This is a genomic window from Micromonospora sp. DSM 45708 (genome assembly GCF_039566955.1).
Classification (GTDB): Bacteria; Actinomycetota; Actinomycetes; order Mycobacteriales; family Micromonosporaceae; genus Micromonospora.
The window spans coordinates 4,398,856-4,423,629 of the sequence record NZ_CP154796.1; the positions used below are offsets into that span (position 1 = coordinate 4,398,856).

25 protein-coding genes are annotated in these 24,774 nt (G+C 74.7%); 17 read left to right on the forward strand and 8 right to left on the reverse strand.

The window, feature by feature from the left end; all coding sequences use genetic code 11:
• The first annotated feature begins 17 nt into the window (after positions 1–17).
• On the forward strand, positions 18–656 hold the full coding sequence (locus tag VKK44_RS18650) for an alpha-ketoglutarate-dependent dioxygenase AlkB (protein ID WP_343442387.1): 639 nt from the start codon (positions 18–20) through the stop codon (positions 654–656).
• A gap of 70 nt (positions 657–726) precedes the next feature.
• Positions 727–2,049, forward strand: coding sequence for a uracil-xanthine permease family protein (locus VKK44_RS18655; RefSeq protein ID WP_343442388.1), 1,323 nt, complete (start codon positions 727–729; stop codon positions 2,047–2,049).
• A 159-nt stretch (positions 2,050–2,208) separates the two neighbouring features.
• Here VKK44_RS18655 and VKK44_RS18660 read toward each other — a convergent pair whose 3' ends face one another.
• Both VKK44_RS18660 and VKK44_RS18665 read right to left on the reverse strand, forming a co-directional pair.
• A complete protein-coding gene (locus VKK44_RS18660; protein WP_343442389.1) occupies positions 2,209–4,698 on the reverse strand; it encodes a DNA gyrase/topoisomerase IV subunit A in 2,490 nt (829 codons plus the stop codon).
• Between the two features lie 32 nt (positions 4,699–4,730).
• On the reverse strand, positions 4,731–6,845 hold the full coding sequence (locus tag VKK44_RS18665) for a DNA gyrase/topoisomerase IV subunit B (protein WP_343442390.1): 2,115 nt from the start codon (positions 6,843–6,845) through the stop codon (positions 4,731–4,733).
• Between the two features lie 294 nt (positions 6,846–7,139).
• On the opposite strand from VKK44_RS18665, the gene VKK44_RS18670 reads away from it, so the two are divergent.
• Positions 7,140–8,396, forward strand: a complete 1,257-nt coding sequence (locus VKK44_RS18670) for an SGNH/GDSL hydrolase family protein (protein ID WP_343442392.1) — start codon at positions 7,140–7,142, stop codon at positions 8,394–8,396.
• 257 nt (positions 8,397–8,653) lie between these two features.
• Here the strand turns inward: VKK44_RS18670 and VKK44_RS18675 are convergent, their stop codons facing one another.
• A complete protein-coding gene (locus VKK44_RS18675; RefSeq protein WP_343442393.1) occupies positions 8,654–9,286 on the reverse strand; it encodes a class I SAM-dependent methyltransferase in 633 nt (210 codons plus the stop codon).
• Positions 9,286–9,723 (reverse strand): RrF2 family transcriptional regulator, encoded by a 438-nt coding sequence (locus VKK44_RS18680; RefSeq protein ID WP_343442394.1) that lies wholly within the window; start codon positions 9,721–9,723, stop codon positions 9,286–9,288. The genes VKK44_RS18675 and VKK44_RS18680 overlap by 1 nt, the downstream gene beginning before the upstream one ends.
• A gap of 157 nt (positions 9,724–9,880) precedes the next feature.
• Between VKK44_RS18680 and VKK44_RS18685 the strand changes: the two genes are divergently transcribed.
• Positions 9,881–10,750, forward strand: coding sequence for an alpha/beta hydrolase family protein (locus VKK44_RS18685; protein WP_343442395.1), 870 nt, complete (start codon positions 9,881–9,883; stop codon positions 10,748–10,750).
• A gap of 53 nt (positions 10,751–10,803) precedes the next feature.
• Positions 10,804–11,433 carry a hypothetical protein gene (locus VKK44_RS18690; protein WP_343442396.1) on the forward strand — a complete coding sequence of 210 codons (630 nt, stop codon included), beginning with the start codon at positions 10,804–10,806 and terminating at the stop codon, positions 11,431–11,433.
• 61 nt (positions 11,434–11,494) lie between these two features.
• Here VKK44_RS18690 and VKK44_RS18695 read toward each other — a convergent pair whose 3' ends face one another.
• Together VKK44_RS18695 and VKK44_RS18700 are read right to left on the reverse strand one after the other, a co-directional pair.
• Positions 11,495–11,689 carry a GTPase activator gene (locus VKK44_RS18695; protein WP_343442397.1) on the reverse strand — a complete coding sequence of 65 codons (195 nt, stop codon included), beginning with the start codon at positions 11,687–11,689 and terminating at the stop codon, positions 11,495–11,497.
• Between the two features lie 54 nt (positions 11,690–11,743).
• Positions 11,744–12,634, reverse strand: coding sequence for a DUF72 domain-containing protein (locus VKK44_RS18700; protein ID WP_343442398.1), 891 nt, complete (start codon positions 12,632–12,634; stop codon positions 11,744–11,746).
• 188 nt (positions 12,635–12,822) lie between these two features.
• Here VKK44_RS18700 and VKK44_RS18705 point away from each other — a divergent pair, with 188 nt between their 5' ends.
• From VKK44_RS18705 to VKK44_RS18715, 3 genes are all read left to right on the forward strand, one after another.
• Positions 12,823–13,779, forward strand: a complete 957-nt coding sequence (locus VKK44_RS18705) for a hypothetical protein (protein WP_343442399.1) — start codon at positions 12,823–12,825, stop codon at positions 13,777–13,779.
• A 23-nt stretch (positions 13,780–13,802) separates the two neighbouring features.
• On the forward strand, positions 13,803–14,507 hold the full coding sequence (locus VKK44_RS18710; RefSeq protein WP_343442400.1) for a Pr6Pr family membrane protein: 705 nt from the start codon (positions 13,803–13,805) through the stop codon (positions 14,505–14,507).
• 154 nt (positions 14,508–14,661) lie between these two features.
• A complete protein-coding gene (locus VKK44_RS18715; protein WP_343442401.1) occupies positions 14,662–15,642 on the forward strand; it encodes a glycoside hydrolase family 88 protein in 981 nt (326 codons plus the stop codon).
• On the opposite strand, the gene VKK44_RS18720 is transcribed toward VKK44_RS18715, so the two are convergent.
• Entirely contained in the window at positions 15,626–16,135 is a 510-nt protein-coding gene (locus VKK44_RS18720) for a mycothiol transferase (protein WP_343442402.1), read from the reverse strand. The two genes, VKK44_RS18715 and VKK44_RS18720, sit on opposite strands and share 17 nt — an antisense overlap.
• 89 nt (positions 16,136–16,224) lie before the next feature.
• Here VKK44_RS18720 and VKK44_RS18725 point away from each other — a divergent pair, with 89 nt between their 5' ends.
• The 4 genes from VKK44_RS18725 (at position 16,225) to VKK44_RS18740 (ending at position 20,267) form a co-directional block, all read left to right on the forward strand.
• Positions 16,225–16,740 (forward strand): 2'-5' RNA ligase family protein, encoded by a 516-nt coding sequence (locus VKK44_RS18725; RefSeq protein ID WP_343442403.1) that lies wholly within the window; start codon positions 16,225–16,227, stop codon positions 16,738–16,740.
• Between the two features lie 88 nt (positions 16,741–16,828).
• Positions 16,829–17,656 (forward strand): MEDS domain-containing protein, encoded by an 828-nt coding sequence (locus tag VKK44_RS18730; RefSeq protein WP_343442404.1) that lies wholly within the window; start codon positions 16,829–16,831, stop codon positions 17,654–17,656.
• Positions 17,653–18,615: a sensor histidine kinase gene (locus VKK44_RS18735; RefSeq protein WP_343442405.1), complete on the forward strand. Its 963-nt coding sequence runs from the start codon at positions 17,653–17,655 to the stop codon at positions 18,613–18,615. Before VKK44_RS18730 ends, VKK44_RS18735 begins: the two co-directional genes overlap by 4 nt.
• Before the next feature lie 119 nt (positions 18,616–18,734).
• Positions 18,735–20,267: a coiled-coil domain-containing protein gene (locus VKK44_RS18740; protein ID WP_343442406.1), complete on the forward strand. Its 1,533-nt coding sequence runs from the start codon at positions 18,735–18,737 to the stop codon at positions 20,265–20,267.
• A 3-nt stretch (positions 20,268–20,270) separates the two neighbouring features.
• On the opposite strand, the gene VKK44_RS18745 is transcribed toward VKK44_RS18740, so the two are convergent.
• Entirely contained in the window at positions 20,271–21,275 is a 1,005-nt protein-coding gene (locus VKK44_RS18745; protein ID WP_343442407.1) for an NADP-dependent oxidoreductase, read from the reverse strand.
• 48 nt (positions 21,276–21,323) lie between these two features.
• Between VKK44_RS18745 and VKK44_RS18750 the strand changes: the two genes are divergently transcribed.
• The 5 genes from VKK44_RS18750 to VKK44_RS18770 all read left to right on the forward strand — a co-directional run bounded on the left by VKK44_RS18750 (position 21,324) and on the right by VKK44_RS18770 (position 24,700).
• A complete protein-coding gene (locus VKK44_RS18750; RefSeq protein ID WP_343442408.1) occupies positions 21,324–21,701 on the forward strand; it encodes a MerR family transcriptional regulator in 378 nt (125 codons plus the stop codon).
• A gap of 80 nt (positions 21,702–21,781) precedes the next feature.
• A complete protein-coding gene (locus VKK44_RS18755; protein ID WP_343442409.1) occupies positions 21,782–22,156 on the forward strand; it encodes a hypothetical protein in 375 nt (124 codons plus the stop codon).
• Positions 22,157–22,199: 43 nt separating this feature from the next.
• Complete coding sequence (gene pip, locus VKK44_RS18760; RefSeq protein ID WP_343442410.1) at positions 22,200–23,156, forward strand: prolyl aminopeptidase; 957 nt, start codon at positions 22,200–22,202, stop codon at positions 23,154–23,156.
• A gap of 54 nt (positions 23,157–23,210) precedes the next feature.
• Positions 23,211–24,044, forward strand: coding sequence for a metallophosphoesterase family protein (locus VKK44_RS18765; RefSeq protein WP_343442412.1), 834 nt, complete (start codon positions 23,211–23,213; stop codon positions 24,042–24,044).
• The gene (locus VKK44_RS18770; RefSeq protein ID WP_343442413.1) at positions 24,041–24,700 is read left to right on the forward strand and encodes a 4'-phosphopantetheinyl transferase family protein; all 660 of its coding nucleotides are present in this window, start codon (positions 24,041–24,043) and stop codon (positions 24,698–24,700) included. The genes VKK44_RS18765 and VKK44_RS18770 overlap by 4 nt, the downstream gene beginning before the upstream one ends.
• Positions 24,701–24,774 lie beyond the last annotated feature (74 nt).

The following is a 24,774-nucleotide window of genomic DNA, read 5'->3' on the forward strand; positions in this document are numbered from 1 at the left end:
GGGGTACGATCGCCTGCGTGTCCGACGTCGCGTACCAGCCCTCGATGCTCGACCTGGCCGAGCACGGCCCGACCCTGGGTCCGCTCGCGGGCCAGGTGCGTCGGCACGAGCTGAGCCGGGGCGCGTGGGTCGACCACCTGCCCGGCTGGGTGCGGGGCTCCGACGCGGTGCTCGACACGCTCCGGCACGACGTGCCGTGGCGGGCCGAGCGTCGCGCCATGTACGACACCACCGTCGACGTGCCGCGCCTGCTGTGCTGGTACGCCGGCGGCCGACCGCTGCCGCACCCGGTGCTCGCCGCCGCCCGCGACGCCCTCACCCGGCACTACGCGCCCGAGTTGGGCGAGCCGTTCGTCACCGCCGGCCTGTGCCTCTACCGCGACGGCCGGGACAGCGTCGCCTGGCACGGCGACACCAAGGGCCGCTCCGCGCACACCGACACCATGGTGGCGATCGTCTCGTTCGGCTCGCCCCGCCCGCTGCTGCTGCGCCCCCGGGGCGGGGGCGGCCCCGGCCTGCGCTTTCCGCTCGGCCACGGCGACCTGGTGGTGATGGGCGGCTCCTGCCAACGCACCTGGGAGCACGCCGTGCCGAAGACCACCCGCCCGGTCGGTCCCCGGGTCAGCGTCCAGTTCCGCCCCGCCGGGGTGGCCTGACCCGGCCCCGTGCTAGAAACAACTCCCAGGGTCGATCACGCCCCCGTCACCCGAGAAAAAGGGCGAGGCGATGACCCAGTTCCCCACGTGGGCCGTGCACGGCGACGGCCGGTCGGTACGCCCCGGCGACGTGGTCCATCCCGACGAACGGCTCTCCTGGCCGCGCACCGTCGGGGTGGGCGTGCAGCACGTGGTCGCCATGTTCGGCGCCACCTTCACCGTGCCGCTGATCACCGGCTTCCCGCCGGCCACCACGCTGTTCTTCTCCGGCCTGGGCACGCTGCTGTTCCTGCTGATCACCGGTAACCGGCTGCCGTCGTACCTCGGCTCGTCGTTCGCGTTCATCGCCCCGGTGATCGCCGCCAAGACCGACGGCGGCATCGGCGCGGCTCTCGGCGGCATCGTGGTCGCGGGCGCCGCGCTGGCGCTGGTCGGCGTCGTGGTGCACGTGGCCGGCGCGCGGTGGATCGACGCCCTGATGCCGCCGGTGGTCACCGGCGCGATCGTCGCGCTGATCGGGCTCAACCTCGCCCCGGTCGCCTGGGACGGCGGCGGCGCCGGCACCGGCGTCAAGGCGCAACCGCTGATCGCCGTGGTCACGCTGCTGGCGATCCTGGTCACCACCGTGCTCTTCCGCGGCTTCCTGGCCCGGCTGTCGATCCTGCTCGGCGTGGTGGTCGGCTGGCTGGTCGCGGCGCTGACCGGCCAGCTCGACCAGCAGGCGGTCACCGGGCTGCGGCAGGCCGCCTGGGTGGGGTTGCCGGAGTTCCACACGCCCAGCTTCAGCCCGCGCGCCGTCGTGCTGGTCATCCCGGTCATCCTGGTGCTGATCGCGGAGAACGCCGGGCACGTCAAGGCGGTCGCGGCGATGACCGGCCGCAACCTCGACCGGCAGATGGGTCGCGCGTTCCTCGGCGACGGCGTCGCCACCGTGCTGGCCGGCTCCGGCGGCGGTTCCGGCACCACCACGTACGCGGAGAACATCGGCGTCATGGCCGCGACCCGCGTCTACTCCACCGCCGCGTACTGGGTGGCCGGCGGCACGGCGATCCTGCTCGGGCTCTGCCCGAAGTTCGGCGCGTTGATCCTCACCGTGCCGGCCGGTGTGCTCGGCGGCGCCACCACCGCGTTGTACGGCCTGATCGCGGTGCTCGGCGCCCGCATCTGGATCGAGAACCGGGTCGACTTCCACGACCCGGTCAACCTGTTCACCGCCGCGGTCGCGGTGATCGTGGGCGCCGCCAACTACACGCTGACCGCCGGTGACCTGTCCTTCAACGGCATCGCGCTGGGCACCGCCGCCGCCCTGGTGATCTACCACGGCATGCGCCTGATCGCCCGCCTGCGTGGCACCACCCCCGAGCCCCGCCAAGCCCCCGAGCCCGAACTCTGACCCCGGCTCCCCGTCCCCCGTCCCCCCGTCCCCGCGTCCCCGCGTCCCGCCGATCTTGCACTTACGGCCTCGGAAATGCCGGCTTCACCCGGAAGATGCGGGCGGCAAGTGCAAGATCGACGCGGGGGTGGGGGTGGGGGTGGGGGTGGGGGCAGGGGGTCAGTCGCGGTCGATGTGGTGGCCGATGACGGTGGGGCCCAGCATCACGGCGAAGCCGGAACCGTCGCGGCGCGGGTCGGCCGGAGGGAGGTCCACCGGGTCACCGTTGGCCGTCGCGCCCACCGGCCGCGGGCCGATCCAGGCCACGGACAGCTCCAGCTCACCCTTGAGCAGCCGCTGCGCGCGCACGCCGCCGGTCGCCCGTCCCTTCGCCGGGTACGCCTGCATCGGCGTCACCTTGACCGTGGCGCCGGTCGAGGTGACCACCATCGGCTCACCGTGCCGCGGTTCGTCGGTGCGGACCGCGCCGAAGAAGACCACCCGCGCGCCCGCCGGGAGGTTGATGCCGGCCATCCCGCCGCCCTTGACGCCCTGCGGTCGCACCAGGGACGCCGCGAAGCGCAGCAACGACGCCTCCGAGGAGACGAACGCCAGCGCCTCGGCGCCGTCGGTCAGCCAGGACGCGCCGACCACCTCGTCCCCCTCCCGCAACGAGATCACCTCGAACTCGTCCGAGCGGACCGGCCAGTCGGGCGCGCACACCTTCACCACGCCCTGCCGGGTGCCCAGCGCCAGACCGGGCGACCCCTCGGCGGACGGGCCCAGCGGCGTCAGCCCGACCACGGTCTCCCCCGGCGCCAACGGCGCCAACTCGGCGGCCGACATGCCGCCGCGCAGCGACACCGTGCCGGACTGCTCCGGCAGCACCGGCAACGGCAGGACGTCGATCTTGAACGCCCGGCCGGCGCTGGTGACCAGCAGCACCCGCCCCCGGGCGGTGGAGTGCACCACCGCGCGTACCGCGTCGTGCTTGACCCGGCCGCTGCGGCGACGCGCCTCGGCCGCCTCCTCCGACTCGGCGGCGGTCCGGGCGACCAGCCCGGTCGCGGAGAGGATCACCTGGCACGGGTCGTCGGCGACCTCCAGCGGGCCGGCCGGCACCGAGGCCGCGAGGACCTCCTTCAGGTCCCCGTCGACCAGCGTGGTGCGCCGCTGCGCGCCGAACTGCTTCACCACCGCAGCCAGCTCGTCGGAGACCAGCTTCCGCAGCACCTTCTCATCGTCCAGGATCGTCGACAGCTCGGCGATCTCCCCGCGCAGCTTCTCCTGCTCGGCCTCCAGCTCCAGCCGGTCGTACCTCGTCAACCGACGCAGCGGGGTGTCCAGGATGTAGCTGGCCTGGATCTCGGAGAGCTTGAACTTCTGCATCAGGCCGTCCTTGGCGGCCTGGGCGTCCTCGCTGGCCCGGATCAGCTTCACGACCTTGTCGATGTCGAGCAGCGCGATCAGCAGCCCGTCGACCAGGTGCAGCCGCTCCTCCCGCTTGCGCTTGCGGTACGCGGTGCGCCGGGTCACCACCTCGTAGCGGTGGGCCAGGAACACCTCCAGCAGCTCCTTGAGCCCGAGCGTGCGCGGCTGGCCGTCCACCAGCACCAGGTTGTTCACGCCGAACGACTGCTCCAGCGGGGTGAGCCGGTAGAGGTCGGCGAGCAGCGCCTGCGGGTTGACCCCGACCTTGCACTCCACCACCAGGCGGGTGCCGTTCTCCCGGTCGGTGAGGTCCTTGACGTCGGCGATGCCGGTCAGCCGCTTGGTCTTGTTGACCTCGTTGGTGATGGCCGCGATGACCTTCTCCGCGCCGACGCCGTACGGCAGCTCGGTGACCGTGATGGCCTGCCGGCCCCGGCTGCCCTCCAGCGGGCCGATCTGCACCCGGCCCCGCATCCGCACCACACCGCGCCCGGTCTCGTACGCCCGGCGCACCTCGTCCAGGCCGAGCAGCAGCCCGCCGGTGGGCAGGTCGGGGCCGGGCACGAACTCCATGAGTTTGTCGAGCGTGGCGTCCGGGTGGTTGATCAGCCAGCGGGCGGCCTGGACCGCCTCGCCGAGGTTGTGCGGGATCATGTTGGTCGCCATTCCGACCGCGATCCCGGACGCGCCGTTGACCAGCAGGTTCGGGAAGGCGGCCGGCAGCACGGTGGGCTGGGTCAGCGAGCCGTCGTAGTTGGGCTCGACGTCGACGGTGTCCTCGCCCAGCTCGCCGACGAGCAGCATGGCCTCCCGGGACATCCGGGCCTCGGTGTAGCGCGCCGCGGCCGGGCCGTCGTCCGGGCTGCCGAAGTTGCCGTGCCCGTCGATGAGGGGCACGTTGAGCGAGAAGTCCTGCGCCAGCCGCACCATCGCGTCGTAGATCGCGGTGTCGCCGTGCGGGTGGTAGCGACCCATCACGTCGCCGACCACACGGGCCGACTTGACGTGCGACCGGTCCGGCCGGAACCCCGACTCGTGCATGGACCAGAGGATGCGTCGGTGCACCGGCTTGAGCCCGTCCCGGGCGTCCGGCAGGGCGCGGGAGTGGATGACCGAGAACGCGTACTCCAGGTAGGAGTCGGAAACCTCGGTGACCAGCGGGTTGTCGAAGACCCGGGCGCCGGCCTGGTCGAAGGCGGAGAGATCCGCCTTCGCGCGGTCGTCCTTGCGGCGTGCCATGGTGCAGCTTCCTTCCGAAACGAACGCGGTGGTCAGGCGTCGATGGCGTCGCGGTCGACGCGGTCGGCGGACTCGATGAGCCAGTTGCGGCGGGGCTCGACCTTCTCCCCCATCAGCAGTTCGAGGATGCGCTCGGCGGCGTCGACGTCGTCGAGCGTGATCCGGCGGACCGCCCGGGTGGCCGGGTTCATGGTGGTCTCCCACAGCTCGTCGGCGTCCATCTCGCCCAGACCCTTGAAGCGCGGGATCGGGGTGACGATCTGCCTGCCGGCCTTCTCCAGCTTGCGGACCGTCGCCTCCATCTCGGCCTGGGTGTAGGTGTAGACGGTCTGCGGGCTGCGTCCCCTGGTGGTGATCTTGTGCAGCGGCGGCATCGCGGCGTAGAGCCGGCCGGCCTCGATCAGCGGTCGCATGTACCGGGCGAAGAGCGTGATCAGCAGCGTCCGGATGTGCGCGCCGTCGACGTCCGCGTCCGCCATGATCAGGACCCGGCCGTAGCGCAGCGTGGACAGGTCGAACGTCCGCCCGGAGCCGGCGCCCAGCACCTGCACGATCGCCGCGCACTCGGCATTGTCCAGCACCTGCTGGAGGTTGGCCTTCTGCACGTTGAGGATCTTGCCCCGGATCGGCAGCAGGGCCTGGTACTCGGAGGATCGGGCGAGGCGCCCTGTCCCGAGGGCGCTGTCCCCCTCCACGATAAATAATTCACTTCTGTCGATGCCTGACGCGCGGCAGTCGACCAGCTTGGCCGGCATGGCCGCGCCCTCCAGCGCGGTCTTGCGGCGGGCCGCGTCCTTCTGCTGCTTCTGGGTGAGCCGGACCCGGGCCGCGTCGACGATCTTCTGGAGCACCGTGCGGGCCTCGGCCTTGGTGCGGCGGTCGTCGAGCCAGCTCTTGAGGTGCGCCTCGACCAGGCCCTGGAGCACCTTGGTGATGCCGGCGGTGGAGAGCTCATCCTTGGTCTGCGAGGTGAACTGCGGCTCCGGGATCCGCACGTGCACCACGGCGGTCATGCCCTCCAGGACGTCGTCCAGCGTGGGCGCGTCCTCCTTGGGCTTGAGTAGGCCCCGGGTGGTGCGGGCGGCCTCGGCGAGGGTCCGGGCCAACGCGCGCTCGAAGCCCTTGCGGTGGGTGCCGCCGTGGGCGTTGCGGATGGTGTTGGTGAAGCACTCGACGGTGCGCTCGTAGCCGGTGCCCCAGCGGAACGCGATCTCGACCTCGGCGCGGCGCTGCACGTTGGACTGCATCACGCCGTTGGCGTCGGCGGCGTTCTCGCGGTAGGTGCCCTCGCCGGTGACCAGCAGCGTGCCGGAGACCGGACGGTCACCGGCCGGGGCGAGGAACTCCACCATGTCGGTCAGGCCGTCGGGGAAGTGGAAGCGCTCCTCCACGGCCTGCTCGCCGGTCTCGTCGCACAGCCGGTAGGCCACGCCGGGGACCAGGAAGGCGGTGTTGCGCAGCTTGAGCCGGACCGCGTCGGTGTCGAGCGCGGCCCCGGTCTCGAAGTATCGGGGGTCGTGCCACCAGCGGATCGAGGTGCCGGTGCGCTGACCGCGCTTCATGGCGCCGACGACCTGGAGACCGGGACCGGGGGTGAACGGCGCGTCCGGGCCGTCGCCGTCGAAGATCCCGGGCACGCCGTGGCGGAACGACATGGCGTGCACCTTGCCGGCGCGGCGGACCGTGACGTCGAAGCGGCGGGAGAGCGCGTTGACGGCGGAGGCGCCGACGCCGTGCAGGCCGCCGGAGGTCTTGTAGCCCGAGCCGCCGAACTTGCCACCGGCGTGCAGCCGGGTGAGCACCAGCTCGACGCCGGAGATGCCGGACTTGGCGTGCACGTCGGTGGGGATGCCGCGACCGTCGTCGTCGACCTGGACCGAGCCGTCGGCGTGCAGGATCACGTCGACGGTGGTGGCGTGACCCGCGACACCCTCGTCGGTGGAGTTGTCGAGGATCTCGTTGACGAGGTGACCCACGCCACGGCTGTCGGTGGAGCCGATGTACATGCCGGGGCGCTTGCGGACGGCGTCGAGGCCCTCCAGGTGGGTCAGGTCGTCGGCCCCGTAGAGCGTCTCAGGCTGTGCGGTCAACTGGTCGTACTCCCAGGTCTCGGCGGTGTGGTGCCGTTCACCGTGAGCGGTCCCCACGGCGATCGCCGGGCGCGGCGCGCCGCAGCGAGCCTAGCCCGGCGCTCCGACAGCTCCGATGCACCCGGTGCGGTGCGTTGTCCGGCGGGCCTGCCGGCCGCCGGACGGTGGCGGTGGGAAGGCGTCCGTGCACGACAACGATCGGACCTGCGGACGTCTTCCCGGCGCCCGCGGGCGGACTGTCGACACCGGTCGCGACCGTGTGTCCAGCCATTGACGCCCGTCACACGCCCGTGATCTGATCGCCCCCTCAGAGGATCTTTCACGTTTCTATCTGTGAGGGTGAGGTGGGGCATGTCCGTGTTCCGTCGTTCCGTGCTCGTGGCGGCGCTGGCGCTCGCCACGGCAGCGCTGCCGGCCGCCGCGGCGCCCGCCGCGCCCGCCGCCGCGGCGCTGCCCACCGCCGCGGTGGCGCTGGGTGACAGCTTCATCAGTGGCGAGGGCGCCGGCGCGTACGCCCCGGTGGTCGACGTCAACGGCGTCGCGCAGGGCTTCCCCGGGTGGTCGGCGGCGAACGCCAACGCCTACTTCTGCCACCGCTCACCGAACGCCTCGCTGTTCCGGGCCGACCTGCCGGGCATCGCCGCGCGGTTCAACCTGGCCTGCTCGGGCGGGCAGCCGTACGACATCGCCAACGCCTCGGCCTCCCGGACCAAGGGCCGGCAGGTGGCCGCCCAGCTCGACCAGCTCCGGTCGGTGGCCCGGACCCACGACATCGACCTGGTGCTCGTCGGCCTCGGCTCGAACAACAGCTCGTTCACGTTCGGCAGCGTGGCGGAGAAGTGCGCCAACCGGTTCATCGCGGACGCGTGGACCGGCTGGTGGGAGTTCTGGGCGTACCTGGGCGGGCCGGTGGAGCAGAAGCCGTGCACCGACGCCGACCTGGGCACCGCCGCGCAGTTCTCCGCCGCCACCGCGGAGACCACCGCGGCGCTGCGGCAGTTGCTCACCACGCTCGACGAGGTCGACGCCGACGGCCAGCACCGGGTGGTGTTCCAGGACTACACCAACCCGCTGCCGTACGAGCTGGACCAGAGCTACTGGAGCGAGGACAGCCGGGACGACACCCGGGACAAGTTCCGCGCGCTGGGCGCGGAGCGGTACGCGGCCGGCTGCCCGATCCACCGGGCCAGCCTGGCCCCCGGCCAGCGCTTCTCCCAGGGGCTCGGCACGCTGGTCAGCTCCGTACGCGGCACGCTGGCCGCCGAGTTCCCGGCCGACGACCTGGTCTACCTGAACGTGCAGCGGGCGTTCGACGGCGCCCGGCTCTGCGAGTCGGCGGGTAGCCCGGCCAACGCGCTGGCCACCCCGATCCGGCTGATGGACGGCCCGAGCGGCACCTTCGTCACCAGCCTCTCCGGCTACGACAAGCTGGACATCCAGCGGATCGCGAACGCCTGCGGGACCTACTTCCAGACCTGCCAGGAGTCGTGGCACCCGAGCGCCGCCGGCCACCAGGTGCTCGGCCGCTGCCTGAGCGGAGCGGCGGTGACCGGCGCACGCGCCGTGTCCTGCGTCCGCGCCCCGGACGGCACGATCAGCGTGAGCTGACACCGTCGATCAGCGTGAGCTGAGGCCGTCGGCCGGCGTCCCCGTCCCGGGAGCGCCGGCCGGCGCGGTCCGGCGTGCGGAAGCGACAGCCGGTCGGGCACGGCCGGGGCGACATCACGAACGACCCAGCTCGACAGGCGGCGGCGGCCTGGTCGGGCCCGCCCGCCGCGCGAACCGCCGGCCGGACGAGCACGGGCCGCGCAGCCCGGTCGACACACCGCCCCCGCAGCCCGGTCGAGCACCGGCGGCGCGGTCGGTCAGGCGCGGGTCGCGGTGCCGAGCACGTGCGGCGAGGCGGGTGCCGGGATCCCGGCGGCGGGGAAACGGAACCGGTCCAGCTCGGTCACGGTGAAGCCGGCGGCCCGGATCGCGCCCACGGTGTCCCGGGCGGTGTGGCAGCCGGCGCAGAGCAGCGGCCAGAGCGTCGCGTCGGCGAGACGCTGGGCCCGACGCAGGCCCGGTGTCGGGGCGACCACGTGCTCGTAGAAGCGCAGCTCGCCACCGGGTCGGAGCACCCGGCCCGCCTCGCGCAGCGCCGCCGCCTGATCGGGCACGGAGCAGAGCACCAGCGACAGCACCACCGCGTCGGCGGCACCGTCGGCGACCGGGAGCGCCTCGGCCAGGCCGGCGGCGACGGTCACCGGGACCGGGGCGGTGGACGCGACGGCACGGGCGAGGGCGCGCAGCCGGGGTTCCGGCTCCACGGCGAGCACCCGGGTCACGGTCGGCGGGTAGTGCGGCAGGTTGCGTCCGTTGCCGGCGCCGACCTCGACGACCCGGCCGTGCAGCCCGGCCACCAGGCGGCCCCGGTGCGTGGCCGCGCCGGCGGCGTCCATGGCGACGCTGGCCCGGGCGAAGAGCCGGGCGAAGACCGGGTGCGAGACGCCCATCAGCGAATGGCCGGGCGGGCGCCGAGGCTGAGCAGGAGCGGGCCGGCCGCGCCGTCGACCAGGTCGCCGAGGCGTACGCCGTCGAGCACGGCGAGGAAGGCGGCCTGGGCCCGGCGCAGCTCGCCGCGCAGCCGGCAGCCGCTGACCAGCGGGCAGGCCGGTTCGGCGCAGTTGACCACCTCGTCGTCGCCCTCGAAGGCGCGCACCACCGCGGCGACTGTCACGTCGCCGGCGTGCTCGGCGAAGGCGACCCCGCCGGAGCGCCCGCGGATGGTGACCAGGACGCCGAGCCGCTGCAACCGCTGCACCACCTTGGCCACGTGGCTGCGCGGCAGGGCGAGCCGGGTGGCCAACTCGTCCACCGTGGCCCGGACCGGGGACGCCGCGGTCAGCATGGCGATCCGCAGTGCCATGTCGGTCGACCGGTTGAGCCTCACGCCCCGACATTAGTCATTGGACGCCGGAAGGAGACAGGCCGTGCTCCCGGAATCCTCCGCCGCCGCGGGGGGCCGGTCCTGGACGGGATCGCGCCCAGGCACGCCTCGCGTCGGGTCCACCCACCGCTTGCTACCCGCCGGTAGCTAGGCTGGGCCGGTGAGTGGCGAGTACGCGCAGGAGTTCGTGGACGTCGACGGCGCCCGGATCGGCGTCCAGGTCTATCCGGAGCCGGCCGGGCCGCCCGGCGCGCCGGTGGTGGTGATCTGGCCGGCGATGGGCGTCCGGGCCCGCTACTACCGCCCGTTCGCCGCCGCGCTGCGCGACGCGGGGCTCGCGGTGATCGTGGCGGACCTGCGCGGCACCGGGGAGAGCACCCCCGCACCGGCCCGCACCTGCCGGTACGGCTACGCGGAGCTGGCCACCGACGTCGGCGCGGTGCTGGACGCGCTCAAGCCCCGCCTGGACGGCCGCGTCCGGGTGCTGCTCGGGCACTCCCTCGGCGGGCAGGTGGCGGTGCTGCACCAGGCGTTGCACGACGCCGGCCGGGTGGACGGGCTGGCGCTGGTGGCGGTGGGCCTGCCGTGGTGGCGCCGCTACCCGGGGCGGCGCGGCTGGGGCGTGCTGCCCTACACCCAGGGCATCGCGGCGGTGACCCGGCTGCTGGGCGTCTGGCCCGGCTGGGGCTTCGGCGGCCGGCAGGCGCGCGGCGTGATCCGGCACTGGGCGCACACCGCCCGTACCGGCCGGTTCCCGACGCTCGACGGCGTCGACGCGGAGGCCGCCGTGCGGCGGGTCCGGACCCCGGTGCTCGCGGTCAGCGTGGACGACGACCAGTACACGCCGCACGAGACGCTGGATCACCTCTGCGACAAGCTGACCGCCGCGCCGGTGACCCGGCACCGCTACTCGGCCGCCGAGGCGGGCGCCGCGCTGGACCACTTCACCTGGGTACGCGCGGCGGCGCCGCTGGCCGCCCGGGTGGCCGCGTTCGCCGGCGCCCTGCCGAGACGAAACCCGGGGGCGTGAGCGGGCCGAGGACGGGTATGCCGCACCGCCCGAACACGGCGGAGGGGGATCAGATGTCCGAACGGCACACCGCGTTGCGCTCGATGCACGACCTGGGCCTGGCGGCCTGGTTCGGCGGCTCACTGATGGGGGCGCTCGGCGTCAACGGCGCGGCGGCACGAATCGACGACACGACTCAGCGGCTGCCGGTGGCCTCGGCCGGCTGGGCGCGGTGGACCCCGGTGAACGCGGCGGCGATCGGCGCGCACCTGGCCGGCGCGGTCGGCGAGCTGGTCACCGAGAGCCCACGGATGGCCCGGCAGGCCGGGGTGGGGAAGGTGAGCGCGGTGAAGACCGCGCTCACCGTCGGCGCGCTGGCGGTGACCGGCTACAGCCGGTTGATCGGCATGCGACTGGAGAAGGCGGGCGGGCCGCCCGTCGACGGGATCACCGAACCGAACCACCACACGCCGGCCTCGGTCGCGGCCAGCCAGCGGCAGATGAAGATGCTCCAGTGGGCGATTCCGGCGCTGACCGGCGCGCTGGTCGTGGTGACGGCGTACATGGGCGAGCAGCAGAAGCCGGGGCAGGTGTTCCGGGGCATGCTGGGCCGGGCCAACGGGCTCGTGTCCACGCCGAAGAACCTCGGCAAGATGGCCGCCATGGGCGCGGCCGGGCGTCATCTGGTCGCGTCCGGCCGCTGAGACCACCGCGCGGCCGGCGACCCACATCGGGGTGGGTCGCCGGCCGCGCGGTGTTCCCGTCTCAGGAGCCGGTGCCGTCCTCCCCCGCAGCGCCCGGCGCGGACGGCTCGTTGTCCGGCACCGGCGACCCGGTCACCGGACGTCCGGTGTCGTCCACCAGGCCCGGGGCCATGCTGCCGCCGTGCGCCTCCTCGGCCTCCCGGGTCGCCCGGGGGTCCCGGCCGTCCGGGGTCGTCTCGTCCCGCCGTTGCGCCACGTGTCCCCCTCGCTGTCGTCCCTGGCCGGTACCCGTGCGGTGGCCGGGAAAACCTCAGGCGCGCGCGGCGGCCGGCACCGCACCGAGCAGTTCGGCGAGACGGGTGGCGTCCCGTTGGGCCTGGTCGCCGCAGCAGTTGTTGGTCAGCACGTGCAGCTCGGCGCACTGGTCGGCCAGCTCGCGCAGCAGCACGGACCAGTGCCGCAGCTCCGACTCGCCGTAGGCGTAGCGGAACCGCTCCTGCTTGTCGCCGCCGGCCCAGGCGTCGCTGTGCCCGTGGAACCGGACCACCGCCAGGTCGGTGGTGGCGACCAGGATCGGCGGCACCGAGGAGACGTGTCCCTGCGGCATGTCCACACAGCCGTAGCCGAGCCCGTGCTCGCGCAGGAACGTCACGGTGTCGACCGCGGCGTCGCCGGTGAACCAGGAGGAGTGTCGCAGCTCGACGGTGACCGGGAAGGGCCGGCACCGCTGCGCGGCGGCCACGATCCGCCGCCGGGCCGCGTCGCCGCGGGCCAACCACGGCGGGAACTGCAACAGCACCGCGCCGAGCCGGTCGGCCGCCGCGAGCGGCGCCAGCGCCGCGTGGAACCGGTCCCACAACTCGTCGTACGCCCCGGCGGACAGGTCGCGCCACCGGATCCGGCTCGGGCCGCCGGCCGGCCGCAGGTCCTTGGGCAGCGCGTCGACCGGCGTGTGGTGGCCGGTGAAGAGCCGGAACGCCTTGACGTCGAAGGTGAAGCCGGGCGGGGTGGCGTCCGCCCAGGCCGTCGTGGTCTCCGGCGCTGGCACGGCGTAGTACGACGTGTCCACCTCGACCAGGCCGAAGTGCTCGGCGTACCAGCGCAGCCGGCCGGCCGGCGTGTTGGTCCCGCGCGGATACCAGCCGGAGCGGACCAGCATCTGGTCGGCCCAGGAGGACGTGCCCACCTTGATGACACCCATGTCGTTCAGTTCACCGCGAACCGGACGGACCGGCAACCGGAGGCTCCGGTGTGGATCGCCGGAGTTGTCGGTGCCGGTTCGTACGGTGGCCACGGCGGGTCGGGCGCCCGCGAGGGTGACCGGTCTCACGTCCCGCGCCGGGCCCGTCGTGTGACGCTTCCACAGGTGGCGGCGCTGAGGGTCACGAGATGGACGCACCCCGCCTGGATCAGGAAACCGTCGAGCGGCTGCTCGCCGGTTCCGCCGGCGGCGCGCGGACCGCTCCCCCCGCGCTCGTCCGTTTCCTCGACGTGGTCCGGTCGGTGCCCGACGCCGGGGAACTCGACGGCGAGGCCGCCGCCGTCGCGGCGTTCCGGGCGGTCCGGTCGACCACCCCCGCCGCCGGGCCGGCGGCCCGCGCCATCGGGCTACGGCCGGCAGCCGTCACCGCCGGTCGACCGGCGGGCGCCGGACGCCGCGCTGCGGGCGACCGTCCGGCCCGCCGGTTCGCCGGGCTGCTCGGCGTCAAGCTCGCCGTCGCCACGCTGGCCGCGTCGCTCACCGGTGGCGTCGCGCTGGCCGCCGTGACCGGCAACCTGCCCGGCACCTCTCGCCACGAAGCGCCACCGGTCGGCACCACCACCGGCGCCCGACCCACGGCCGGCTCCCCGCACCCGGCCCGCCCGGGCCGTCCGGCCACCGGTCCCACCGCCGGCGCACCCGACCCGTCCTCACCGGCCGGGCTCTGCGCCGCGTACCGCGCCGTCACCGGGACCGCACGACGCCGCGCGTTGGACGCTCCGGCCTTCGCCGGGCTGGTCGCCGCCGCCGGCGGCGCGGAGCGGGTGGCCGACTACTGCGCCGCCCTGCTCGACGGCCCCACGCCGACCGGGTCCGGCACACCGTCGCCGGGTGACCCGAGCGCGCGGCCGGAGCTTCCGACGGGTGGGCCACCGACCGGGGACCTTCCCACCTCGCCGCCGGCCGGGCCCCCGGTCGGCACCGCACGGCCACCGACCGTCCCCGCCACCGCCGGACCGCTGGTCAGCCCCACCGGCGTCGAACCCAGCACCGACACCGACCGGACCCCGGCCGGTCGGGGAACCGGCGCCGACCGGACCCCGGGCGACACCGCGCCCGACCCGACCGGCCGGCGCGCCGGTTGACGACCGGCTGGTAACTTGCCCCGGTGACCCCCCGGCGTCGCCGACCGGCGATCCTCCTCCGCCTGGCCGTGGTGCTCGGCGTGGTCGCCGGCATCGTGCTCACCGCGCTCGGCCCGGCCACGGTGACCGGCCTGCTGCCGTACTTCACCATCCAGAGCAACGTGGCGGTCGGCGTGCTCGCCGGCTACGCCGCCTGGTGCGCGACGCGTGACCGGCCCGAGCCGCCGAGCGTGCTCAAGGGCGCGGTGACGCTCTACATCACCATCACCGGCACGGTCTACCACCTGGTGCTGGCCAATCCGGCGAGCCCGTTCGCGATGGTCCAGCCGCACCGCGAGCCGGGTGAGTGGTGGGGCAACCACCTCCTGCACACCGTGGTGCCGCTGCTCGCGGTCGCCGACTGGGCGCTGTTCGACAGGCGCGGCCGGCTGCGCCCCCGGTACGCCGCCTGGTGGCTGGCGTTCCCGCTGGCGTACCTCGGGTTCGCGCTGGTACGCGGGCTCGTCGTGCACCGCTACCCGTACCCGTTCCTCGACGCCGGGCAACTCGGCTACGACGGCGTCGGGCTCAGCGCGCTCGGCTTCGCCGCCGTGTTCTGGCTGCTGGGCCTCCTCTTCGTGGGCGTCGACCGGCTGCTCGCCCGGACGGGTGCGACGCGGGCGGCCCGGGTGGGTGGGCCGCCCCCGGCCGCCGAGCCGACGACAACGGCGGCGCGCGGCGCCGGCTGACGGCGCGGCCAGTCCGCGTGGCAGCCGGCGGCCCGCCCGACGGCCGGACCGCGCCGACCTGGTTGTACAGCCGCGGCCCCCGGGCGTACGTGCGGTGGGACCGACTCACCCGCTGCGGGTGAGACGGGCCGGCGCACCGGGTACGGAACGGGTCATGTCGACGACCGGGGACGCCGCCACCGACCGGGTGCTGCTCGCGCTGCTGACCATGCAACGGGAGTCCTGGGAGCAGGGGATCACCGGGCAGGCGTTGCTCGACCTGGGCCGGCCCGAGGCGGCGACGCTGGTCGCCGACGCCGCGGTGACCCGGCAACGGCCCGACGGCCGGCTCGGCGAGCTGGCCGGCGCGGTGGGCGCGGTGAACGGCGCCGCGTGCGGCGAGGTGGTCCGGCACGCCGCGCTCACCACCGGCGACCCGAGGTACGCCGCCGCGCTCGACGCCCAACTCGACTGGCTGACGCGTCGGGCCCCCCGGGCCGTCGACGGCACGCTGTTCCACCTGCTGGACGGCCGCCAGGTGTGGGCCGACACGGTCTACATGGTGGTGCCGCTGCTCGCGCTGACCGGCCGGACGGAACTGGCCGCCGCCCAGGTGACGGGGCACCGGCGCCGGCTGCACGACGCGCGTACCGGCCTCTACGCGGCCCGCTGGGACGAGGGGCGGGGCGAGCTGGACCGGCCGCAGCCGTGGGGCACCGGCAACGGCTGGGTGGTGGCCGGGATCGCCCGGGCGCTGCGCCTGGCGCCGGACTGGCCGGCGGGGACGCGCGCCGAGCTGGCCGGGCACGCCGAGGAGGTGCTGACCGCCTGCCTCCGGCACCGCACCGACGACGGGCTCTTCCCCGACGTGCTCGACGACCCCGGCACGTTCCGCGAGGCCAACACCGCCCAACTGCTCGGGTGCGCCGCGTTGACCGGGGTGGCCGACGGCTGGCTGCCGCCGTCGTGGCTCGGCACCGGCGCGGAGCTGCTGGCCGCCGCCGCCCGCCGGGTGGACCGGTACGGCCGGGTGACCGGCGTCAGCGGCGCGCCCGACTTCACCGGCCCGGGCACCTCCCCCGAGGCGCAGGCCTGCTTCCTGCTCGGGCAGGCCGCGCTGCGACGTGCCCGGGCGGTGGTCAGCCCTGCCGGATGAGCCCGCGCACGTAGCCGGCCTGCCCGACGTGCTGGAGGTCGTCGTCGAGCACGCTCACCAGCCGGACGCCGAGCGTGACCGGCGGGTCCCAGTTCTCGTCCACCACCCGGTCCAGGTCGGCCGGACGCAGCCCGCGCAGGTACGTCACGCTCCGCTCGACCACCGCCCGGTGGTAGTCGAGCAGCACGTCGCCGTTCTCCGGCCGCACGGCGGCGATCTGCTCGGGGCCGTGACCGTAGCCGGTGTCGTCGGGATCGGGCCGCAGGCCGCACCGTCCCGCCCACTCGCCGGTGACCCAGAGCTGCCGCTCGCCGAGCAGGTCGGCGACGTGGTGGTCCTGGATCCGGGTCAGGTGCCAGACGAGCCAGCCCACCGGGTTCGCCCCGTCCGCCGGGGCCTGCCGTAGCTGCTCCGGGCCGAGCCCGTCGAGCGCCGCCGCGACCAGGTCCGGCAGTCGCCCGTACGCCTCGGTCAGCAGGTCGTTCACGTCCACGTGCGCCTCACTTCCCCCATCGTCTCGTGCCGTCCCCGGGGCAGTACCGCCCAGCGTGGGCGGCAAACCTCGCCGCTTAGGGTGATCGGGTGGTCGCGGCGCTGGAGCTGTATCTGGACACCGACGCCTCCCGGCGGATCCGGGTGTTGTGGGACCTGCTGGAGTCCGAGGGGGTGCCGAGCATGCGGTCGCTGCTGGCGCAGCGGCACCGACCGCACGTCTCGCTGGCCGTCGCGCCCCGCCTCGACCCGGGCCAGGTGGCCGCGGCGCTCGCCGGGACGGTGGTGGCCGCGCCGCTGCGACTGGAGTTCCAACACGCCGGCCAGTTCGTCGGACGGGTGCTCTGGCTCGGGCCGGCACCGACGTCGGAGCTGCTGGCACACCACGCCGGGGTGCACGAACGGCTGGCCCGGGCCGGTGTCGGCGTGGTGGAGCACTACCGGCCGGGCCGCTGGGTGCCGCACTGCACGCTCTCCATGCGGGTGCCGAACCCGCTGATGGCCGCCGCGGTGCGTCGCTGCCTGGAGGTGCTGCCGCTGACCGCCACCGTGGTCGGCGCCGCCGTGACCGACCATGCCCGCGACATCGCCCATCCTCTCCCCTGATCCCGCGGACGGCCGCCGCCGGGCGGAGCGGCGGGGGCAGCTCCGCCGACCGGGTCGCGGCATAGGATGGGTCGATGAGGCGGAGCCGGTGACCGACGGGGGCGTGACGGACCCGGGCTACGGCCATGCCTGCCTCGCCTACGACGACCCGGCGGTGTTCCACGCCTGGGCGGTCGAGCAGGTCACCACCGGTCTCGCCGCGGGCGAGCAGGTCTGGCTGGTCGGCCCGGAGGAGGCCGACACCGTGGCGCGGCGACTCGCCCCGGTGCCCGGCTTCGACGCCGCACGGCGACGCGGCGCGGTGCGGCTGTTCCCGGTCGGCCACGCCTACCGCCACGACGAGGTCGTCGACCCGGAGCGGCAGGTGCAGGCGTACGCGCGGGCCACCTCCGAGGCGCTGGCCGCCGGCCACACCGGCCTGCGGGTGCTGGCCGAGGCGACCGGCCTGGTGCGCACCGCCGCGCAGCGTGACGCCTTCGCCCGCTACGAGCACCGCATCGACCACTGGCTGCGGCACCGGCCGATGTCGGCGGTCTGCGCCTACGACCGGCGGGTCCTCGGCGACGCGGCGATCGCGGAGCTGGCCTGCATGCATCCGGAGACCAACACCGACGTGCCGTTCCGGCTGTACGCCGGCGGTGGTGACGCGGTGGTGGCGCTCCGCGGTGAGCTGGATCCGACCGACCACGGGCTCTTCGCCGCCGCGCTGGAGCGGGCCGATCCGCGCCCGACGGCCGGGCGGCTGGTGTTCGACGCGACCCGACTGCGCTTCGTCGACCACCGCAGCCTGCTGCACCTGCGCGACCACGCCCGTCGGCACGACGCGGTCGCGGTGCTGCGCACCGGCCGGCCGGCCACGGCCCGGCTGGTCGAGCTGCTGGGCCTGACCGAGGTGCGGGTGGAGGTGGTCCGGTGAGGACCGGCGCGGCTGCCGGCCACGTGGGCTACTTCCACGAGGCGATCCTGTACGACTCCGACGAACACCTGCTGGCCGTGGTGCTGCCGTTCCTGCGGGGCGGCGTCGAGGCCGGTGAGCCGACCCTGGTGGGGCTGGGCACCCGCACCGCCGACCTGGTCCGCCGGGCGCTGCCGGCCGACGCCGGGGTCACCTTCCTCCCCGGCGGCGACATGTACGCCCGGCCCACCGTGGCGATCCGCGCGTACCGTGACCTGCTCGGTTCCCACGTGGCCGCCGGTGCGACGCAGATCCGGATCGTCGGCGAGCTGCCGACGGCGGTGTTCGGCGCGACCTGGGACTGGTGGGCCCGCTACGAGTCGGCGATCAACCACGCGTACGACGACTTCCCGCTCTGGAGCATGTGCGCGTACGACCGGCGGGTGACGCCGCCGCACGTGCTGACCGATGTGGCCCGCACCCATCCCCGGATCGCCGGGCCGGACGGCAGCCACGAGCCGACCGGCGTCTACACCGAGCCGGCGACCTATCTGGCCGAGTGCCGGCCGGCCCCGCTGGACCCGCTCCAGCACCTGGCGCCGCTGGTCGAGCTGACCGATCCGACGCCGGCTCTCGCCCGGGAGGCGGTACGCGCCGCCGACTCCGGGCGACTTCGGCCCGACGGTGTCGACGACCTGGTGATGGCCGTCAGCGAGGTGGTGTGCAACGCGACGCGGCACGGGACGCCGCCGGTGCGCCTGCGGCTGTGGTGCGCGGCGGACCGGATGGTGGTGAGCGTCCACGACCGGGGGCCCGGTCCCAAGGACCCGTACGCCGGGCTGCTGCCGGCCGGTGACGGCACCGAGGGCGGCCTGGGGTTGTGGATCAGCCACCAGAGTTGCGACCACGTGACGCACCACCGGGACGCCGACGGTTTCACCATCCGCCTGACGGCGGGGAATCCGCACTTCCCGGTCTGACCGTCGGACCGACCGGCGGGCCGGGGGCGGGGCGGGGCGAGCGCCGCGCGCGAACACGGTACCGTTGCGCCTCATCGTGCCCTGCGGCCTGGCGCTGGCGAACCGACGGAGGATGGCGCATGTCCAACGGTGAGGAACCGTTCGCACCCCACGACGACGTGTCCGCGCGACCGCGGTTCGACCCGGCGCTGCGCGGCTACGACAAACGGCAGGTCGACCGGTACGTCGAGCAGATGGACGGCGAGGTCGGCGCGCTGACCGCCGCCCGGGACCGGGCGTACGCCCAGGTGCGTGACCTGACCGCGCAGGTGCAGCGGGCGCAGGCCGAGGCGGTCGAGCTGCGGGACCGTCCGACGGCGGTGGACCGGGCGTCGTTCCGGGACCTCGGCCCGATGGTCGACCAGATCCTCGACCTGGCCGAGAAGCAGGCCGGCCAGATCACCGAGATGGCCACGAAGCGCGCCGAGGACTTCCAGGCCCAGGCGGAGCGGGTGCTGACCGCGGCCCAGGAGCAGGCCGCCCTCCAGCGGCGCGAGCTGGAGGAGGAGCTGTCCACCCGCCGGGCCGAGCAGGAGCGGGCCGACGAGGAGCGGCGGGCCGTCGCGCAGGCCGAGCTGACCGCCGTCCGGGAGCTGGCGGAGAAGCTGCGTTCCGAGGGTCAGGCCGTGCACGACCGGGCCCAGCAGGAGGCGAAGCGGATCAGCGAGCAGACCACGCAGCAGGTCGAGCAGGCCCGGTCCGCGTCCGAGGCGCTGGTGAAGGCCGCCCGCACCCAGATCCAGCAGGAGGTGCAGGCCAACCGGAGCAAGGCCCAGCAGGAGCTGGCCCAGTGGCAGGCGACCATGGCCCGGGAGCTGGACGAGCGGCGGGCCGCGGCCGAGCAGGAGTTGGCCGACCGGGCGACGGCTGCCGAGCGGGACATCGCCGCGCTGGTCGCCGAGGCCCAGCAGTACGCCACCGAGGTGCGCGAGCGGGCCGACGAGGAGACCGCGGCGCACCAGGTGCGGCTCACCGCCGTGCAGCGGGAGATCCAGCAGCGGCAGGAGGCGCTGGCTCAGCTCAAGGGCGAGCTGGAGACCGTCGGCCAGCAGTTGGAGCAGGCCCGTGGGGAGATCGCCACGATCGAGCGGACCGGCGCCGAGCTGGAGGAGCGGCTGGTCGGCGTACGCCGGGACCTGGCCGCCGAGACCAGGCGGCTGGACGAGGCGCGGCGCGCGGCGGAGCTGGCGGAGCAGCACGCCAAGGAGACGCGGGCCCGGGTGCAGCGGGAGGCCAAGCGGGTGGCGGGCCTGGCTGCGGCGGCGGTGATGGCGGCTGCCGCGGGCGGCGGCGAGACCGCCGAGTACCCGCAGGTGGCCGTGCGGGCGGCGGCGGCCGAGCCGGTGCCCGTCGAGCGGACCGACACCGAACGGGACGAGGCGGACCGGCCGCGCGCGGGGCGGGTGGAGGCCGAGCGGGACGAGGCCGACCGGCCGCGCGCCGGCCGGCCGGAGGGTGAACGGGACGAGGCCGGCCGGCCACATGCCGAGCCGTTCATCGAGCGGCTGGACGGGCCGAGCTTCGACGCGTTCGCGGTGCGGACGCCGGCGCCCCGTGGGGTGCCCGAGGCGGAGACCACCGGGCCGGACGCCGACGTCCGCGCCCCGGCCTGACGCTCAGGCGGAGCCGTCCGCCCCGGGCACGTCGTCGATCGTGACGACGAGCTTGCCGGTGACCCGGCCGGTGTCGGCGCGCGCGTGCGCGGCGGCCAGCTCGGACAGGGGGTAGGTCCGCTCGATGTGGACCGAGAGTTGGCCCGCGTCCACGAGGTCGCGGATCGTGTCGAGCGGCGCGGTCAGCTTCGTCCCGCCCAACCAGCGGTACCGCCGGCCCCGTCGGTGCGCCTGCTGTTCCGTGACGCCCGGGTCCAGGGCGGCGCCGAGCAGCAGGCCGTCGGGACGGAGCGCGTCGAGCGACAGTCGTCCGTAGTCGCCGCCGACCAGGTCGAGGACGACGTCCACGTCGCGGGCGACGTGGCGGAAGTCGGTGCGGGTGTAGTCGATGGGTTCGTGCACGCCGAGATCGCGGAGGAACCGGTGGTGCGCGGCGCGGGCCGTGCCGAGCACGTACGCGCCGCGCTGCCGGGCGAGCTGGACCGCGAGGTGACCGACCCCGCCGGCGGCGGCGTGGATCAGGATCCGTTGGCCGGGGCGCAGGTCCGCGTACTCGGCGACGGCGAGAAGCGCGGTGCGCGCCGCGACCGGCAGCGCGGCTGCCGTCGGATGGTCGACGGTCGCGGGTCTGGCCGCGAGCGTCGCTTCGGACACCGAGACCAACTCGGCGTACGTGCCGATGAAGTGGATTCCGTAGACCTCGTCACCGACCCGGAACCGGCCGTTCGGCTCCGCCTCGACGACGGTGCCCGACAGGTCCGAGCCCAGGACCAGCGGTGGCGGACCGAGTTCGGGCACGAGTCCGCGCCGGATCTTCGTCTCACCCCGGTTGACCGACGCCGCGTGGACCCGGACCAGGGCGTGTCCGGGCGCCCGGACGGGTCGTGGCAGCCGGACCGTGCGCAGCACGTCGGGTCCACCGAACCGGGTGACGACGCCGGCGCGGATCAGGTCGGGCACGGGCGGCGGCGTCGACCGGGCGGCGGATCCGGAGGGTTGAGTGGTCATGGACAGCACCGTAAAGTCTCACATCGATGTGAGAGTCAAGGAGTCGCCGTGCGGATCGGTGAGCTGTCCCGGCGCACCGGAATTCCGGTGCGGATGCTGCGGTACTACGAGGAGCGCGGGTTGCTGGCGCCGGAGCGCGCCCCGAGCGGCTACCGGCGGTACGCGGAGGCCGACGTGGCACGGGCGACGCTGGTCGGCAGCCTGATCAGGTCGGGGCTACCGACCCGGCTGATCCTGCCGTTGCTCCGCGACCCGTACGGCCCGGTGGCCGGGGACGAGCCGGGCGACGAGGAGGGCGAGATGGTCACGCTCTTCAGCGCCGAACTGGCCCGCCTCGACGACCGGATCGCGTGCCTGAGCCTGAGCCGGGACGCGGTACGCCGGCACCTGCGACTGCGGCGTGCCCGGTCGCGGGCGCGGCGCTGAACCCGGACGTCCTTGCCACCCGCCTTTGCGATATGCAAATATGTGGATCAATCTGCCGCCACGACTCCCGGGGGTTCGACATGCGGAAGGCGTCCTCGATCGGCGCGGCTGCACTCCTGGCCGTCGCCGCGGCGGGAGTCGCGGTGGTGGGCGCGGCGACGCCGGCCAGCGCGAGTTGCAGTCACCCGCACTCCAACGTGGACACCAAGTTCGGCCAGCTCTTCAACGCCACCAACGTCAACATCCGCAGCGGCCCGCACACCACCTGCGGGTCACTGGGCTACGGCCAGCTCAGCCACAACGTCGACTTCCACTGCTTCGCCAGCGGCGACCGGGTCAGCGCGAACGGGCACACCACCTACACCTGGACCTACCTGCGGGACACCACCACCGGTGTCTCCGGCTGGGTCGCCGACGCGCTGCTCGACAACCTCGGCGGCAACGTCGCCTGCTGAGCGGGCCCACACGACGCGGGTCGGGCGGGCAGAATCACCGGGCATGACCGGCGTCGCACTCCACCCGCCCGTCGAGCCGTACGCCACCCACCGGGTCCCGGTCGGTGCCGGCCACGTCCTGCACGTGGAGGAGGTCGGCCGGCCGGACGGCGTACCCGTGGTCTTCCTGCACGGCGGGCCCGGCGGCGGTCTGGTGCCGGCGGCGCGGCGGTTCTTCGATCCCGCGCGCTACCGCGCCGTGCTGTTCGACCAGCGCGGCGCGGGCCGCAGCACCCCGTTCGGCGAGCTGCGGGCCAACACCACCTGGCACCTGGTGGCCGACCTGGAGACGATCCGGCAGCGGCTCGGCATCGACAGGTGGCTGGTGTTCGGCGGCTCGTGGGGAGTCACGCTCGGCCTGGCGTACGCGCAGGCGCACCCGGACCGGGTGACCGGCCTGGTGCTGCGCGGCGTGCTGCTGCTGCGGCGCAGCGAGCGGGACTGGTTCTACCAGGGCGGCCTGCGGCACCTCCAGCCCGAGGAGTGGGCGCGGTTCGTCGCCCCGATCCCGCCGGCCGAACGCGACGACGTGCTGGCCGCCTACCACCGGCGGTTGCACGGCCCGGACGCCGACGTGGCGCGGGACTGCGCGCGCGCCTGGGGGCGGTGGGAGGCGGTGAACTCGTCGCTGCGACCCGACCCGGCGGTGCTCGCCCACTTCACCGCCGACGAGCAGGCGTTGCCGATCGCCCGGATCCTGTCGCACTACGCGGTGCACGGCGGCTTCCTCACCGAGGGGCAACTGCTCGACGACGTGGACCGGGTCCGCCACCTGCCGGCCGTGATCGTCAACGGCCGCTACGACCTGTGCTGCCCGCCGGTGTCCGCGTACGACCTGGCCCGCCGGTGGCCGGAGGCGGAGCTGCGGATCGTGCCGGACGCGGGCCACTCGGCGGCCGAGCCGGGCATCGCGCGGGAACTGCTGCGCGCCGTCGACCGGGTCGCCGACCTGATCGGCTGAGCACCGCCGTTGGACGCCTGGTCATTCGGGAGCGTCGCTGGCAAGATCGGCCAAATGACGGGTGCGCTGTACGCGGTCAGTGATCTCCACGTGTCGTACCCGGAGAACCGGGCGGTGGTGGACGGCCTGCGGCCGGAGTCGGCGGACGACTGGCTGATCGTGGCCGGCGACGTCGGTGAGCTGTTCGCCGACATCGAGCGGACGCTGGGCCAGCTTCGTGACCGGTTCGCCCGGGTGCTCTGGGTGCCCGGCAACCACGAGCTGTGGACCCATCCCACCGACCCGGTGACGCTGCGCGGGGTGGCGCGCTACGAGGCGCTCGTCGCGATGTGCCGGGGCCTGGGCGTGCTCACCCCGGAGGACGACTATCCGGTGTGGCGGGGCGCGGGCGGGCCGGTCACCGTGGCCCCGCTGTTCCTGCTCTACGACTACTCGTTCCGGGCCCCGGGCACCTCCACCAAGGAGGAGTCGCTGCGCGTGGCGTACGAGTCCGGGGTGGTGTGCACCGACGAGATGCTGCTGCATCCCGACCCGTACCCGGACCGGGAGTCGTGGTGCTGGGCGCGGCTGGCGGCCACCGAGCGGCGACTGGCGGCGACCGATCCGGCGCTGCCGACCGTGCTGGTCAACCACTGGCCGCTGGTCCGCCAGCCCACCGAGGTGCTCTGGTTCCCGGAGTTCGCCCAGTGGTGCGGCACCGACCGCAGCGCCGACTGGCACGTGCGGCACCGGGCCGCCGTCGCGGTCTACGGTCACCTGCACATCCCCCGCACCACCCACTACGACGGGGTGCGGTTCGAGGAGGTGTCGCTGGGTTATCCGCGCGAGTGGGGCCGCCGGGGCGGTGAGCCCCGGCCGATGCGGCGGATCCTCGGCGGCACCCCGTGATCGAGGCGTTGCTGCCGCCGGCGGCGGTGGCCGTGGAGGCGTTCGCCGACCGGGCCGGCGACGAGCCGTTCCCCGGGGAGGAGGACCTGGTGGCCCGCGCGGTGCCCAGCCGCCGCCGGGAGTTCGTCACCGCCCGGCGCTGCGCGCGGGAGGCGCTGGCCGGGCTCGGGTACGCGCCGGGACCGATCCGCTCCGGCCCCCGCCGGGAGCCGCTCTGGCCGGCCGGGGTGGTGGGCAGCATCACCCACTGCGCCGGTTACCGGGCGGCGGTGGTGGCCCCGGCCGCCGCGCTGGCCGGGCTGGGCATCGACGCCGAGCCGCACGGGCCGCTGCCCGACGGGGTGGCCGACGCGGTCACCGTCGCCGGCGAGCCGGCGCACCTGGCCGGGCTGCGCGCCGCCGACGCGGGCGTGCACTGGGACCGGCTGCTGTTCAGCGCGAAGGAGTCCGTCTACAAGGCGTGGTACCCGTTGACCGGCCGGTGGCTCGGGTTCGAGGAGGCGGAGCTGACCTTGGCCCCGGCCGGCCGCTTCACCGCCCGCGTGCTGGTCGACGGCGCGCGGATCGACGGCGGGCCGCCGTTGCGTGTGCTCGACGGCCGATGGCTGGTGGACCGTGGGCTGGTGGTGACCGCGGTGGTCGTACCGCACCGCTGACCCGTCCGGGTGATCCGCGTTTGTCCTCCCCCGCCCAGGGTAGGGCCCTGAGGGCTAGGTCAGATCGCCGCAGG

Coding starts and splice junctions, on each gene's coding strand:
- VKK44_RS18655 (WP_343442388.1), top strand. CDS start 727: ATGACCCAGTTCCCCACGTGGGCCGTGCACGGCGACGGCCGGTCGGTA.
- VKK44_RS18660 (WP_343442389.1), bottom strand. CDS start 4,698: ATGGCACGCCGCAAGGACGACCGCGCGAAGGCGGATCTCTCCGCCTTC.
- VKK44_RS18670 (WP_343442392.1), top strand. CDS start 7,140: ATGTCCGTGTTCCGTCGTTCCGTGCTCGTGGCGGCGCTGGCGCTCGCC.
- VKK44_RS18675 (WP_343442393.1), bottom strand. CDS start 9,286: ATGGGCGTCTCGCACCCGGTCTTCGCCCGGCTCTTCGCCCGGGCCAGC.
- VKK44_RS18690 (WP_343442396.1), top strand. CDS start 10,804: ATGTCCGAACGGCACACCGCGTTGCGCTCGATGCACGACCTGGGCCTG.
- VKK44_RS18700 (WP_343442398.1), bottom strand. CDS start 12,634: ATGGGTGTCATCAAGGTGGGCACGTCCTCCTGGGCCGACCAGATGCTG.
- VKK44_RS18705 (WP_343442399.1), top strand. CDS start 12,823: ATGGACGCACCCCGCCTGGATCAGGAAACCGTCGAGCGGCTGCTCGCC.
- VKK44_RS18715 (WP_343442401.1), top strand. CDS start 14,662: ATGTCGACGACCGGGGACGCCGCCACCGACCGGGTGCTGCTCGCGCTG.
- VKK44_RS18740 (WP_343442406.1), top strand. CDS start 18,735: ATGTCCAACGGTGAGGAACCGTTCGCACCCCACGACGACGTGTCCGCG.
- VKK44_RS18745 (WP_343442407.1), bottom strand. CDS start 21,275: ATGACCACTCAACCCTCCGGATCCGCCGCCCGGTCGACGCCGCCGCCC.
- VKK44_RS18755 (WP_343442409.1), top strand. CDS start 21,782: ATGCGGAAGGCGTCCTCGATCGGCGCGGCTGCACTCCTGGCCGTCGCC.
- pip (WP_343442410.1), top strand. CDS start 22,200: ATGACCGGCGTCGCACTCCACCCGCCCGTCGAGCCGTACGCCACCCAC.
- VKK44_RS18765 (WP_343442412.1), top strand. CDS start 23,211: ATGACGGGTGCGCTGTACGCGGTCAGTGATCTCCACGTGTCGTACCCG.